The 12,531-nt window shown below is 70.2% G+C and carries 16 protein-coding genes and 1 riboswitch; of the genes, 10 read left to right on the forward strand and 6 right to left on the reverse strand.

The window, feature by feature from the left end:
• The first annotated feature begins 29 nt into the window (after window positions 1-29).
• Complete coding sequence (locus FXF51_RS59105) at window positions 30-908, forward strand: Fpg/Nei family DNA glycosylase (RefSeq protein WP_148443636.1); 879 nt, start codon at window positions 30-32, stop codon at window positions 906-908.
• Here FXF51_RS59105 and FXF51_RS59110 read toward each other — a convergent pair.
• Complete coding sequence (locus FXF51_RS59110; RefSeq protein ID WP_262380639.1) at window positions 901-2,298, reverse strand: MFS transporter; 1,398 nt, start codon at window positions 2,296-2,298, stop codon at window positions 901-903. The two genes, FXF51_RS59105 and FXF51_RS59110, sit on opposite strands and share 8 nt — an antisense overlap.
• A 91-nt stretch (window positions 2,299-2,389) precedes the next feature.
• On the opposite strand from FXF51_RS59110, the gene FXF51_RS59115 reads away from it, so the two are divergent.
• The 3 genes from FXF51_RS59115 to FXF51_RS59125 all read left to right on the forward strand — a co-directional run bounded on the left by FXF51_RS59115 (window position 2,390) and on the right by FXF51_RS59125 (window position 4,607).
• Window positions 2,390-2,809, forward strand: a complete 420-nt coding sequence (locus tag FXF51_RS59115; RefSeq protein WP_262380641.1) for a winged helix-turn-helix transcriptional regulator — start codon at window positions 2,390-2,392, stop codon at window positions 2,807-2,809.
• The gene (locus tag FXF51_RS59120) at window positions 2,806-3,129 is read left to right on the forward strand and encodes a rhodanese-like domain-containing protein (protein ID WP_148443638.1); all 324 of its coding nucleotides are present in this window, start codon (window positions 2,806-2,808) and stop codon (window positions 3,127-3,129) included. Before FXF51_RS59115 ends, FXF51_RS59120 begins: the two co-directional genes overlap by 4 nt.
• A 54-nt stretch (window positions 3,130-3,183) precedes the next feature.
• Window positions 3,184-3,298, forward strand: a riboswitch (TPP riboswitch).
• Window positions 3,288-4,607 (forward strand): purine-cytosine permease family protein, encoded by a 1,320-nt coding sequence (locus FXF51_RS59125; protein WP_148443639.1) that lies wholly within the window; start codon window positions 3,288-3,290, stop codon window positions 4,605-4,607. It overlaps the preceding riboswitch by 11 nt.
• Here FXF51_RS59125 and FXF51_RS59130 read toward each other — a convergent pair.
• Complete coding sequence (locus tag FXF51_RS59130) at window positions 4,567-5,145, reverse strand: methylated-DNA--[protein]-cysteine S-methyltransferase (RefSeq protein ID WP_148443640.1); 579 nt, start codon at window positions 5,143-5,145, stop codon at window positions 4,567-4,569. The two genes, FXF51_RS59125 and FXF51_RS59130, sit on opposite strands and share 41 nt — an antisense overlap.
• Window positions 5,146-5,238: 93 nt before the next feature.
• On the opposite strand from FXF51_RS59130, the gene FXF51_RS59135 reads away from it, so the two are divergent.
• Window positions 5,239-7,107 carry a PAS domain-containing sensor histidine kinase gene (locus tag FXF51_RS59135; protein WP_148443641.1) on the forward strand — a complete coding sequence of 623 codons (1,869 nt, stop codon included), beginning with the start codon at window positions 5,239-5,241 and terminating at the stop codon, window positions 7,105-7,107.
• A gap of 142 nt (window positions 7,108-7,249) precedes the next feature.
• Window positions 7,250-7,681 carry an ATP-binding protein gene (locus FXF51_RS59140; protein WP_262380643.1) on the forward strand — a complete coding sequence of 144 codons (432 nt, stop codon included), beginning with the start codon at window positions 7,250-7,252 and terminating at the stop codon, window positions 7,679-7,681.
• A 12-nt stretch (window positions 7,682-7,693) separates the two neighbouring features.
• Here FXF51_RS59140 and FXF51_RS59145 read toward each other — a convergent pair whose 3' ends face one another.
• The 3 genes from FXF51_RS59145 to FXF51_RS61675 form a co-directional block, all read right to left on the reverse strand.
• Window positions 7,694-8,341, reverse strand: a complete 648-nt coding sequence (locus tag FXF51_RS59145; protein WP_148443643.1) for a YidC/Oxa1 family membrane protein insertase — start codon at window positions 8,339-8,341, stop codon at window positions 7,694-7,696.
• A gap of 83 nt (window positions 8,342-8,424) precedes the next feature.
• Window positions 8,425-8,625: a DUF6412 domain-containing protein gene (locus FXF51_RS59150; protein ID WP_148443644.1), complete on the reverse strand. Its 201-nt coding sequence runs from the start codon at window positions 8,623-8,625 to the stop codon at window positions 8,425-8,427.
• Between the two features lie 2 nt (window positions 8,626-8,627).
• A complete protein-coding gene (locus FXF51_RS61675) occupies window positions 8,628-8,801 on the reverse strand; it encodes a hypothetical protein (RefSeq protein ID WP_187415187.1) in 174 nt (57 codons plus the stop codon).
• 95 nt (window positions 8,802-8,896) lie between these two features.
• Between FXF51_RS61675 and FXF51_RS59155 the strand changes: the two genes are divergently transcribed.
• Window positions 8,897-9,592, forward strand: coding sequence for a response regulator transcription factor (locus FXF51_RS59155; RefSeq protein ID WP_148443645.1), 696 nt, complete (start codon window positions 8,897-8,899; stop codon window positions 9,590-9,592).
• A complete protein-coding gene (locus FXF51_RS59160; RefSeq protein ID WP_148443646.1) occupies window positions 9,592-10,695 on the forward strand; it encodes a sensor histidine kinase in 1,104 nt (367 codons plus the stop codon). Before FXF51_RS59155 ends, FXF51_RS59160 begins: the two co-directional genes overlap by 1 nt.
• A gap of 47 nt (window positions 10,696-10,742) precedes the next feature.
• Here the strand turns inward: FXF51_RS59160 and FXF51_RS59165 are convergent, their stop codons facing one another.
• Window positions 10,743-11,138, reverse strand: a complete 396-nt coding sequence (locus FXF51_RS59165; RefSeq protein ID WP_148443647.1) for a hypothetical protein — start codon at window positions 11,136-11,138, stop codon at window positions 10,743-10,745.
• Between the two features lie 187 nt (window positions 11,139-11,325).
• Between FXF51_RS59165 and FXF51_RS59170 the strand changes: the two genes are divergently transcribed.
• Both FXF51_RS59170 and FXF51_RS59175 read left to right on the forward strand, forming a co-directional pair.
• Complete coding sequence (locus tag FXF51_RS59170; RefSeq protein ID WP_148443648.1) at window positions 11,326-11,673, forward strand: STAS domain-containing protein; 348 nt, start codon at window positions 11,326-11,328, stop codon at window positions 11,671-11,673.
• Window positions 11,674-11,785: 112 nt separating this feature from the next.
• Complete coding sequence (locus tag FXF51_RS59175; protein ID WP_148443649.1) at window positions 11,786-12,514, forward strand: glycosyltransferase family 2 protein; 729 nt, start codon at window positions 11,786-11,788, stop codon at window positions 12,512-12,514.
• Window positions 12,515-12,531: the final 17 nt, after the last annotated feature.

Genomic DNA, 12,531 nt, shown 5'->3' on the forward strand with positions numbered 1-12,531 from the left:
ACGTCGGATGCGGCACGTACCCTGAGGGTATGCCCGAACTTCCCGAAGTGGAGTCACTCGCCGGCTTCCTGCGCGAGCGGGCGGTCGGCCGCACGATCCTCGGGGTCGACGTGGTCGCCATCCAGGCGCTGAAGACGTTCGACCCGCCGGTCACCGCGCTCGGCGGGCTGACCGTCACGGGGGTCGCCAGGCACGGCAAGTTCCTCGACCTCGACTGTGACGGCCTGCATCTGGTCATCCATCTGGCCCGCGCGGGGTGGCTGCGCTGGCGTGAGGACCTGTCAGGGGCCAAGCCGGTGCGGCCGGGCAAGGGGCCGCTGGCCGTACGGGTGCGGCTCGCGCCCGACGACGAGGGCCTGGCGCCGGGGTTCGAGCTGACGGAGGCGGGGACCCAGAAGCGGCTGGCCGTCTATGTCACGAAAAATCCGGACGAGATCCCTCATGTTGCGACGCTCGGGCCCGACCCGCTGGCCGAGTCCTTCACCGTCGACGCGCTCAAGCGGATCATCGGCGGCAACCGCACCCAGATCAAGGGTCTCCTGCGCGACCAGAAGGTGATCGCTGGCATCGGGAACGCCTACTCCGACGAGGTGCTGCACGCCGCCAAGATGTCCCCGTTCAAGATCGCGGGGACGCTGACCGACGCGCAGATCGCCGACCTGCACGAGGCCATCGTCACCACGCTGCGCGACGCCGTCGAGCGCGCGCACGGGCTGGCGGCCAAGGACCTGAAGGCGGAGAAGAAGTCGGGCCTGCGGGTGCACAACCGGGCGGGGCAGCCCTGCGACGTGTGCGGCGACACGATCAGGGAGGTCTCGTTCGCCGACTCGTCGTTGCAGTACTGCCCCACCTGCCAGACAGGCGGCAAGCCGCTGGCCGACCGCCGCCTGTCCAAGCTGCTCAAGTAGCGCTCAGCACCCCTTCACGGACCCGGGCACGCAGGCCCGCGACCGCGATGACCGCTGCCAGCAGCGTGGCCGTGACCGGCACGACCAGGGCCGTGCGCATCGCGTCGAGACCGGCCTCCGCACCCGTCATCCCGCCCAGGGCCGCGACGTTGACGGCGGTCACCATCGACAGGCCCAGGGCCGCGCCGAACTGGAACGAGGAGTTGATCAGCCCACCGGCCAGTCCCTGCTCGTGCTCGGCGATCCCGTCCGTGGCCACGATCGTCAGCGGTCCGTACACGAAGGCGAACATCAGGCCGAGCAGCAGCATCGACGGGAGCATAGCCGCGTACGTCCAGTCCAGGCCCACCCCGAGGAACAGCGCGTAGGCCAGCAGGCCCGACAGCAGCCCGCCGAGCACCACCCTGGCGTTGCCGAATCGGTTGACCAGCCACGGCGTCAGCACGGGGGCCAGCACCACGTCCGCGGCCGCCGCCAGCATGGCCAGCCCTGTCTGGACGGCGGACCAGCCGCGCAGCTCTTGCAGGTAGAGCGTGACCAGGAACTGGAAGCCGAAGAACGAGGCGGTGAGCAGCGCGGCCATCACGTTCGCGCGGACCAGCGGGCGTGAGCGCAGGATGCCGAGCCGGACGAGAGGGCTGGCGGAGCGGCGCTCCACGGCCACGAAGAGCGCCAGCAGGGCCAGGCCGGCCGCGAAGGCGCCGATGGTCAGGAGGGGGCCGTCCGAGAGGTGCTCCAGGCGTACGACGCCGTAGACGAGCAGCATCATCGCGCCGGTGATGCTGACGGCGCCCGCCACGTCGAAGCCGCCCGCCGCGGGCGGGGCCCCCTGATCCCTGATCAGGGGGATGGCGGCCAGCAGGATGACCAGCGCCAGCGCCACCGGGGCGAAGAACACCCAGCGCCAGCCGATCGCGGTCAGCAGCCCGCCGATCACCAGCCCGAGCGCGAAGCCGCCCGCGGCCGTGCCCGCGTAGACCAGCAGGGCCCGGTTGCGCTGCGGGCCTTCAGGGAAGCTGGTGGTGATCAGTGACAGGCCGGCGGGCGTCATGAACGCGGCGGCCACCCCGGTGACGAACCTGGCCACCAGCAGCATCCACCCCTCGGTCGCGAAGCCGCCGAGCCCGGAGAAGAGCAGGAACACCACCAGCCAGAGCAGGAACATCCGCCGACGGCCGAGCAGGTCGGCCGCCCGGCCGCCGAGCAGCATGAAGCCGCCGTAGCCGAGCACGTACGCGCTCACCACCCCGCTCAGCATGCCGGTGGACAACCCCAGGTCGGCCCGGATGGACGGCAGGGCGACGTTCAGCATGGCCACGTCGATGCCCTCCAGGAAGATGGCGCCGCACAGCACGATCAGTACGCCCCAGGTGCGGGCGGTGACAGGCACAACGAACCCCCGGTTACGAATAGGCAGGTCGGTTATCTCTTGTAACCGCCCACATCATGCGACAGCATGAAATCTTGTGGAAGACGGCACTTTGAGATCACTCAGTTACTGCGAAGGCACCGTGGACGACGACTACGACGTGCGCCAGTGGGACGTGCGCGAGGACTGCGAGGTCCGGCAGATCCTGGACCGCATCGCCGACAAGTGGTCGCTGCTGGTGATCGCCCTGCTCGACTGCCAGAGCCTGCGCTTTACCCAGCTCCGCCGCGAGATCGACGGCATCAGCCAGCGCATGCTCAGCGTCACCCTGCGCCAGCTCGAACGCGACGGCCTGGTCAGCCGGACGGTCCATCCGGTGGTGCCGCCGCGCGTGGACTACGCGCTGACGCCGCTCGGCCGTACGCTGCACGAGACCATCAAGTCGCTGGTGACGTGGACCGAGCGGCACCAGGAGGAGATCATCGCGGCGCGTGCCGCCTACGACGCGCGGCGCGAGATGATGGAGCCATGACCGTTCCTGAGATCGAGGCCACCGCCGTCCCCTCCGACGCCTACCTGCTCGACGTCCGCGAGCAGGACGAATGGCTGGCCGGCCACGCCCCGGAGGCCGTGCACATCCCCATGACGCAGATCCAGGGCAGGGTCGAGGAGGTGCCCGCCGACCGCACGGTCTACGTGGTGTGCCGGGTGGGCGGCCGGTCCATGAACGTGGCGGCCTGGCTCAACCAGCTCGGGCGTGACGCGGTCAACGTGGGCGGCGGCATGCAGGCGTGGGAGTCGGCGAGCAAGCCGATGGTGAGTGAGACGGGGCAGCCGCCGTACGTCGCCTGAAGTCGCCCACTATGGCGGTTTGGCCGCCATTGGGGCATGATGAGGGCACAAACTACAGATCGTCGCGGGAGCTCGGGGTGCCGGGCTGAGAGGGCAGCAACACAGCCGCTGCCGACCGCCTGAACCTGTCCGGGTAATGCCGGCGTAGGGAGTGTGCGATGACGCATGTCGCCGACGAAGTTCCACTGACACTCGAAGGCCGGCCGCCGAGGACGCTGGGCGTGCTCGACCAGGGCGCGCTCTGGGCGAACCTCGGCGTCAGCCTCCTCGGCTTCTCCGGGGCGATGTTCCTGGTCAACCCGCTCGGCGACGCCCCGCTCAGCCTCGCGGCGGCGCTGATGGCGACCGTGGTGGGCAGCCTGATCGGCACGGCCATGGTGGGCCTGTCGGCCATTCCCGGCACGCAGACGGGGCAGCCGTCCATGGTGCTGCTGCGCGGGCTGTTCGGGGCGCGCATCTCCTACGCGCCGACGCTGCTGAACATCGTGCAGATGCTCGGCTGGGGCGCCTTCGAGCTGTGGGTGATCGCCACGGGCGCGGGCGCGATCTTCCCCGCGGTGCCGTACGCGGTGTGGGTGATCGTGGCGGGGGTGCTGACCACCGCGCTGTCGATCTGGCCGCTCGGCTCGATCCGCGTGCTGCGCCGGTACGTCACCATCGGCGTGATCATCGCGATGATCTGGTTCGCCTGGTTCTTCCTGCGCGAGGCGCCCGCGCAGGAGGGCGGCACGTGGACCGCCTTCCCCGCCGCGGTCGACTACGTGATCGCCCTGTCGGTGTCGTGGGTGCCGATGGCCGCCGACTTCGCCCGGCACTCGCGCTCCACCGGCGCCGCCTTCACCGGGGTGGTCGGCGGTTACACGATCGCCCAGGTGGCCTGCCTGGGGCTGGGCGTCTACGCGGTGGCCATCGCGGGCAACGCCGACGCCGTCTTCGGCACGTTCGTCGCGGTGCCGCTGGGCGCGCTGTTCTTCGCGATCCTGGTGTTGCGCGAGACCGACCAGTCCTTCGCCAACGTCTACTCCACCACGGTCTCGTTGCAGAACCTGATGCCGCGCGTGGACCGGCGCGTCTTCTCCGTCGTCATCGGGGTGCTCACCGTCGTCATCGCCCTGCTCGTGGACGTGACCTCGTACGGCGCGTTCCTGGGAGTGATCGGGGCGGTGTTCGTGCCGATGTTCGCGGTGCTGGCCGTGGACTACTTCCTGCTGGGCGGCGCCCGCCGCTGGAACACCGCGGAGTACGCGCCCTCGCGCTGGCCGATGCTGGTGCCGTGGGCGCTCGGCTTCGCGGCCTACTGGCTGACGACCTCGACGCCGACCATCGCGGCGTGGGACGAGTTCTGGGAGGACGCGCGCGGGGCCATCGGCTTCACCCGGCAGGTGTGGATGAACGGGGCGCTGGGCGGCGCCCTGGTGGCCGCGGTGGTCACCCTGCTCATCGGCCTGGTGCTGCGGAGGCCTTCCGTTCGACGTTGAGCAGGTGCTGCTTGGCGGACTGGCCGCCCGCGTAGTCGCCGAGCGCGCCGTCCTCGCGCACCACCCGGTGGCAGGGCACGATCACGCAGACGGGGTTGGAGGCCAGCGCGTTGCCGATCGCCCGCAGCGCGCGCGGCCGGCCGATGCTCTCGCCGATCTGCTCCAGCGTCGTGGTGGTGCCGTAGGGCACGGCCATGGTCTTCTGCAGCACGGAACGCGCGAACGGGGTGGCCAGCCGCAGGTCCACCGGCGCGGTGAAGGTGCGCAGCCGCCCGGAGAAGTACGCGTCCAGCTCCCTGCGCACCGGGTCGAGCCGCCTGGCCTCGGGCCCGATGAACGTGCCCACGTGCCTGCTGAGCAGCTCGTACACGTCGTTCTCCGCCTCGAAGCTGCAGGCCGCGACGCCCTTGCCGGTCACGGCCAGCACCAGCCTGCCCACCGCGCCGTCGTAGGTGCCGAAGGCGATGTCGGGCGGCGTCTCGCCGCGATAGGTGCTGGAGGTCACCCGCAACAGGGCATCGAGATCGTTGCTCGACATGCCTCGCACCCCTCACCGCCGGGAATCACCGTGACCGCAGCGTATCGGACGGATCTCCCGACGCACCCACCGCACCGCGTGCACTATGGAGTGGTGGGGGACGAATGGGCCGGTAGTGACGATGAGATCGCTCGCGCGGCGCTCGCCAGCTCGCCCAACGCCGTCGTGGCGCTCGACAGGGACCAGACGGTGCTGGTCTGGAACGCCGCGGCGGAGCGGGTGTTCGGCTGGAGCGCGGAGGAAGTGGTCGGGCGCAGGCCGCCCATCGTGCCCGACGAGCTGACGACCGAGCACACCGCCGCGCTGGAGCGGGTGCGCACCGGCGAGCCGGTCTCGCTGCGCACCAGGCGCCTGCACAGCAACGGCACCCTGCTCGACCTGCGGGTGGACATCAGCGCGCTGCGCCTGGGCAGCGCCGTGGCCGGCTATGTGTGCGTCTACCACCCGGCGCTGGCCGACCACGTGGCCAGGGAGCGGGTGGCGCGCCGGGCCAGGCTCGTCCGACGGCTCACCGACGTGGTCGGCGACATCAACTCCGAGCTGGAGCTGTCGGCCGTGCTGGACCGGATCTCGGCCAGCCTGACCGAGCTGACCGGCGCGGACGCGGGCGGGTTCGTGCTCATCGAGGGGGAGCGGCTGCGGCTGGTCAGCACGTACCAGTTGCCCGCCTCGATCAGGGGGACCACCACCGAGCTGCGCACGAGCCTGGTGGACAAACTTTTACGCACAGGCAAGACCGTGATGCTGGAGTCGAACGGGCTCGACGACCTGGTGTGGGCGCGGCTGGGCGGGCTGCACACGATCGCGCTGGGGCTGGCGGCCGTGGGCGGCCGGCCGTACGGCGCGCTCTACGCGCTGTTCGCCAACAGCACGCCGGGACACCTGGAGCTGGAGCTGCTGGAGCTGCTGGCCGGGCACGCGGGCATCGCGGTCGGCAACGCGGTGGCCTACCAGGAGGCGGTGCGGCAGCGGGCGCACGAGCGGGCCGTGTTCGACGCCAGCGCCGACGGCATCGCCGTGCTCGACCAGAGCGGCCGCGTGGTGCGCTGGAACCCGGCGGCGGCCGAGCTGACCGCGCTGCGCGGCGAGACCGTGATCGGCGGCCCGCCGCCGTTCCCCGTGCCGGTGGCCGGGGAGAAGGGCACCTTCCAGCTCGACAACGGGCGGTGGCTGGACGTGGTCAGCGCGCAGATCGAGGAGACCGGCGAGGTCGTCGTGGACTTCCGCGACGTGACCGCGGCCAAGGAGCTGGAGGAGGCCAAGGACCTGTTCCTGGCCACCACCAGCCACGAGCTGCGGACGCCGATCACGATCGTGCGCGGGTTCGCCAGCACGCTGGACTCGCGCTGGGACAAGATGGGCGACCCCGAGCGCCGCTCGGCCGTGCACACGATCGCCGAGCGGGCCAGGTCGCTGGGCGAGCTGATGGACCACCTGCTGCTGGGCGCCAGGGCGGGGGCCGACGAGCTGAAGGTGCGGATCGAGGAGTTCGACCTCGCCGGGCGGATCCACGGGGCCACTCTGGGGCTGCCCGCGCTGTCGGACAAGCACCGGGTGGAGGTGGAGCTGCCGGACGGGCTGCCGTACGTGCTGGGCGACCCGCTGGCCACCGACATCATTCTCGGCCAGCTCCTGGAGAACGCGTTCAAGTACTCGCCGAGGGGCGGTCTCATCACCGTCGGCGCCTGGCCGGAAGAGGACAACGTGGTCGTCGTGGTCGATGATGAGGGAGTCGGTATCGCCCCGCCTGACCGGGAGCGGATCTTTGAGCGGTTCGTCCAGGTGGACAGCGGCGACCGGAGACGGTTTGGTGGAGTGGGGCTCGGGCTCTACATCGTCCGCAGTCTCGCCAGGGCACAGGGAGGAGATGTCAGCGCGCATCCGAGGCCGGGAGGGGGCACCAGAATGCGACTTGTACTCAGGTGTGCTTCCCCTATCCGATCCGACACACCGATGCGGTAACGAGGTGGTCACGGTTGAGCTGATCTATCGTCCAATGTGTACAAGCTGTGATCGAGATGCGGTTTCTGGGATCGAGTAACGGGGCATTTCGGTCGTACCGGGGAGTGTTCCCGCGGGGGGCACGGGTAACGGGGAGGTGGGTGTGTCAAGCGTGGTGCTGCTGCCGTACGCGCCGTCCAGCGTTGCCGTCGCCCGCCAGCGTCTGAGCATTGACCTGCAGGACTGCGGGGTCTTTGCCGCCGCGATCGACGATGCCGTGCTGGTGGTGAGCGAGTTGCTGAGCAACGCGCTGCGGCACGCGCATCCGCTGCCGTCGGGCATGGTGAGAGTGGCCTGGCTGCGCAGCGACGATCACATCGAAGTGGCGGTGAGCGACGGGGGTGCGGCCACCGAGCCGCGGGCGGGCCGCCCGACCCTGTCCTCACTCGGGGGCCGGGGGCTGGGCATCGTGGAGTACGTGGCGGAGAGCTGGGGGGTTCGGCACGACGGTGACACGACCACCGTCTGGGCCATCCTGCCCGCTCCGAGCCAGTCGGTGAACGGGCAGGTGGCGGCCCTGCGTGAGGTCAGTTAGCCACTGCTGTGGCTAGGCGGGCTGGAGTCGCCTGTTGAGAGCCGCCCGCTCGGTGACGGCCCATGCCGTCGAGACGAGCAGGTAGAGCCCGGCGGCCAGCGGCAGCACGAGCGCGGCCACCACGGAGCCGTACGGCAGCAGCCGCATGATCTTCTTCATCAGCTCAGGCTGCTCTTCGGCGATCTTCATCTGGCGGGCGGAGAGCCAGGCCACCGCTGCGACCAGCGCGATGACCAATACAAAGACCAAAACCGGTCCGCTGACCAGACCGTAATTAGCGATCACCCCGGCGACCTGCTGTCCCAGTGGTGCCCCGAAAAGCTGGTGACCGACGAGCGCGGTCTGATGCGTGGCGACGGAGTACATCAGCCACATGAACGGCAACTGCGCCAGCATCGGCAGGAACCCGGCGAACGGCGAGGTGCCTTCCTTGGCGTACAGCGCGCTCAGCTCCCGCGACAGCCGCTCCGGGTTGCGCGCGTGGCGTTTCTGCAGCTCACGCAACTTCGGCGCGAGCTTCTCGCGGATCTTCATCGTACGGGCCTGGCGGACGTTGAGCGGCAGCAGCAGGAGCCGCACGGCCAGCGTGAACAGCACGATCCCGAGTGCGGCACTGCCGCCGGACATGCTGATGACGAACGTGACAAGAGAATCGATCATGAGCCCTGTTCCTCTGAGGGGGATGTCCGGGCTCGCTCGTCGAAGAGAGAGCCCCGCTTACGGAAGGCGGAAGCGGGGCACGCCTAAGGCGCTCGTGGACGCGACCGACCTGCCGCGTCGGGGTCGCGCTGCCGCTGGAAGGCCGTGCGGCGCGCGTAGGACAGCGGGAAGCTCGCCGGCTCTCCGCTGAGTGTGGGCAGCAGCGTGGCCGCCCACGTGGCCAGCAGCAGGATCGCCACCATGGTGATCCCCACCAGCCACGGATCGAACAGGAACTGCGTCAAGGTCAGTGCGACCGGGAGGACTTGCCCACCACGGCGACCGCCACGAAGACGAGGACCGCGATGACGCCGACGATCAAGGCGAGCTTGATCAGGCCTGCCAGCATCGGCAGCAGGAAGTTGAACAGCACGAAGAGACCCAGCAAGGTCCCTATGACGAGCATCACGACTCTACCCATGAGAGCCACCGTACGTCCTCGGGACATGATCCGCGAGCCTTACGAAGCGATGACGTACGCCTCACTTCCGGGCGTCGCGGCCGTACCGTGAAATCGTGAACACGCGCATCCTGGTGGTCGACGACGATCCGACCGTGTCCGAGGTCGTGGCGCGCTATCTGGAGCGCGACGGGCACGAGGTCGAGTGCGTCGGCGACGGCGCGGAGGCGCTGCGCAGGGCGCTGGCCCGGCCGCCCGACCTCATGGTGCTCGACCTGATGCTGCCCAAGATCGACGGGCTCCAGGTGTGCAGGAAGCTCAGGGAGCGCTGGCCGGTCCCGGTGATCATGCTGACCGCGCTCGGCGAGGAGATCGACCGCGTGGTCGGCCTGGAGACCGGCGCGGACGACTACGTGGTCAAGCCGTTCAGCCCGCGCGAACTGGCGCTGCGCGTGCAGTCGGTGCTGCGGCGGGCGCGCGGCGCCTCCGTCACCGGCGGCACCGGGGTGCTGCGCGACGGCGACCTGGTGGTGGACGTGGGGGCCCACGAGGTACGGCTGCGCGGCGAGGAGGTGCTGCTGACCGCCCGCGAGTTCGACCTGCTGGCCCACCTCATGCGCAACCCGCGCCAGGCGTTCAGCCGGTCGGCGCTGCTCAACCAGGTGTGGGGATGGTCGTTCGGCGACTCCTCCACCGTGACCGTGCACGTCCGCCGGCTGCGGGAGAAGATCGAGCCAGACCCCACGGACCCGCGCAGGATCGTCACCGTCTGGGGGGTCGGCTACCGGTACGAGCCCATGGAGGGCCCCTGATGCCCAGGCCGGGCGACCTGCCCATGATCGTGGCCGTCACGGCCGGGCTGGGGCTGCTCATCGCGCTGGCCGGCATCTGGCTGATGTGGCGGCTGCGTACCAGGTCCATCGGGGTGATGCTGGCCGTGGTCGTGGTGGTCGCCGTGACCGCCACGCTCGCCGGCGTCGTGGCGATCATCAACAAGATGATCATCGAGGGGGCGACCAAGGACTTCGTGCTGAGCGTGGTGGCGGTCGGCGGCCTCGTCGGCTTGGGCGTGGCGTTCGTGCTGGCCAGGCGGGTGGTCGGGGAGAGCAGGCGGCTGGTCGAGGCGGTGCGCAGGTCGCCGTTCGTGGCCCCGGGAGGGCTGCCCGCCGAGTTGCAGACCATCGCGAACACCCTGGAGGAGGCGTACGTGCGGGAACGGGCCCTGGAGGAGGCGCGGCGGGAGCTCGTCGCCTGGGTCAGCCACGACCTGCGGACGCCGCTGGCAGGCATGCGCGCCATGGCCGAGGCGCTGGAGGACGGCGTCGTCTCCGACCCCGAGACCGTCGCCCGCTACCACGGGCAGATCAAGCTGGAGGTCGAACGGCTGTCCGCGATGGTGGACGACCTGTTCGAGCTGTCACGCATCCACGCGGGGGCCCTGCGGCTGTCGCGGGCCAGGATCGGGCTCGCCGACCTCGTCGCCGACACGCTGGCCGGCGCGGAGCCGCTGGCCAGAGCCAAGGGCGTGGTGCTCACCGCCGAGGCGTCGGCCGCCGTGCCCGTCGAGGCGGACGCCGGAGCTCTCGGCAGGGCCCTCGGCAACCTGGTGGTCAACGCCATCAGGCACACGCCGTCCGACCAGAGCGTGGTGCTCAGGGCCGGGGTGGACGCCTCGGGGATGGCCTGCCTGTCGGTCACCGACTGTTGCGGGGGGATACCCGAGGAGGACCTGCCCCGGGTGTTCGAGGTGGCCTTCCGGGGGGAGACGGCTCGTACCCCTACCGCTGACGGAGGGGCCGGGCTCGGGCTGGCCATCGCGCAGGGGATCGTGGAGGCGCATGACGGGGTGATCGAGGTGGTCAACGACGGGCCGGGGTGCCGGTTCGAGATCCGGCTTCCCCTGGTCGGCGGCTGACCTCTCCGTCGCCTCGCGCAGGCGTCCTGCTCGGTTCTTCCCCTTGATCAGGCGCTTTCCGGCAGGTCCCGAGGCTCGCCGAACGACTCCGCCATCGCCCGGAACGTCGGGCACGGCCAGCGCCACATGCAGCTCCGGCAGCGCAGTATCGGGTGGGCGGTGTCACTCGTGATGCCCCCCGCGTCGCGCGGCTGGTGCAGATCGAGCAACCGCAGCCCCAGTTCGGAGAACCTGAGCAACTCGGTGCGCGCCCCGGCGAGGAACTCCAGGTCCTCGATCGCGAGCCTGGTGCGGATGGGGACATAGCCTTCGTGGTTGACCAGGCCGCGCAGGCGTCCTGCTTGGTCATGCCATGACGTCGCCTTCTCTGTGCTGATGAGGATGGTCTCCAGGCGTTCTCGGAGCCCTTGGCGCTGAGCGTCTTCCGGTTTCTCTGCGTTCATCGATGCGGGGCCCGTCGGTCGTGCCCCAGCCCCTCCTTCTCCACGAAGCGGTGGCGGTTCCCGTGTCACGCTGTCAAGCTTCGCGTACTCTCCGTTTTCATGGAGCCCAAACGGAGGACAAAAACCTGTGGTTCCCCTATCGGCGTGACAACGTGACCGGAAGCGCTCGCGCCGCTAGCCTGCCCATGTGGAGCTCAAGGTCTCGACTCGATCACATGCCGGGTGCGCACTCGTTGCCATCACCGGAGAAATCGACCTCTATACGGCGCCCCACCTGCAGTCCGAGTTCACTCGGCTGCTGCAGGACGGGCCTAGCCGGGTGGTCATCGACATGTCCGCCGTGGATTTCTGCGACTCCACGGGGATGAACGTGCTGCTCTCGGCGCTCAAGCGGATGAAAGAGCAGGGAGGGGCGCTGGAAGTGGCGGCCCCGCGGCCCGCCGTACGCAAGATCCTTCAGGTGACGGGTCTCGACTCGGTGTTCACCGTGCACGACGAGGTACCGCAGGAGTTTCTCATCGCAGAGGGCTCATGACGGTTCGTACGTCGCCGCGGAGGCGATGGCCGGACGAGGCGGTGTCGGCGAGGAGACGACGACAATCGGTGAGGGTGGACGCGACGAGCAGCTATCGCGGAGGCGATGACCGGTGAGCGGCGACACGGCGGTCATCATTCCCGCCGTCAACGAGGCGGACCGCATCACGGCCACCGTCAAGGCCGCCGCGGCGCTGCCCGGCGTCGACCTCGTCGTGGTCGTCGACGACGGCTCGTCCGACCAGACCGGCAGGGTGGCCCGCGCGGCCGGAGCCAGGGTGGTGCGCCACAGCCGCAACCGCGGCAAGGCCGCCGCCATGGAGACGGGCGCCGAGGCCGTACGCCTCCTCGACGAGGACGCCGCCCCGCGTCACCTCCTCTTCCTCGACGCCGACCTCGGCGACACGGCCCAGGCCGCGGCGCCGCTCATCGCGCCCGTGCGCGAGGGCGAGGCGGACATGACGATCGCCGTGTTCACCACGCGGGTGCGGCTCGGCGGCCACGGCTTAGTCGTCCGCCTGTCGAAGGAGGGCATCCGCCGGGCCACCGGTTTCGACCCCGCCCAGCCGCTCAACGGGCAACGCTGCCTCACGCGGGCCGCGTTCGAGGCGGCGCGTCCGCTGGCGCACGGGTTCGGGGTGGAGACGGCGCTGACCATCGACCTGCTCCGCAAGGGGTACCGCGTCGCGGAGGTCGAGGTGGACATGGCGCACCGGGCCACCGGCACCGACTGGCGCGCCCAGTTGCACCGGGCACGGCAGTTGCGGGACGTGGCGCGGGCGCTGGCGGTGCGGGAGCCCGTGGTCGTCCAGAACCTCGGCAAGCTCCGGCATCGCCGCTGAGCGGCCTGCCCCTACAC

The organism is Nonomuraea sp. PA05, from assembly GCF_008086045.1.
Lineage (GTDB): Bacteria > Actinomycetota > Actinomycetes > Streptosporangiales > Streptosporangiaceae > Nonomuraea > Nonomuraea monospora.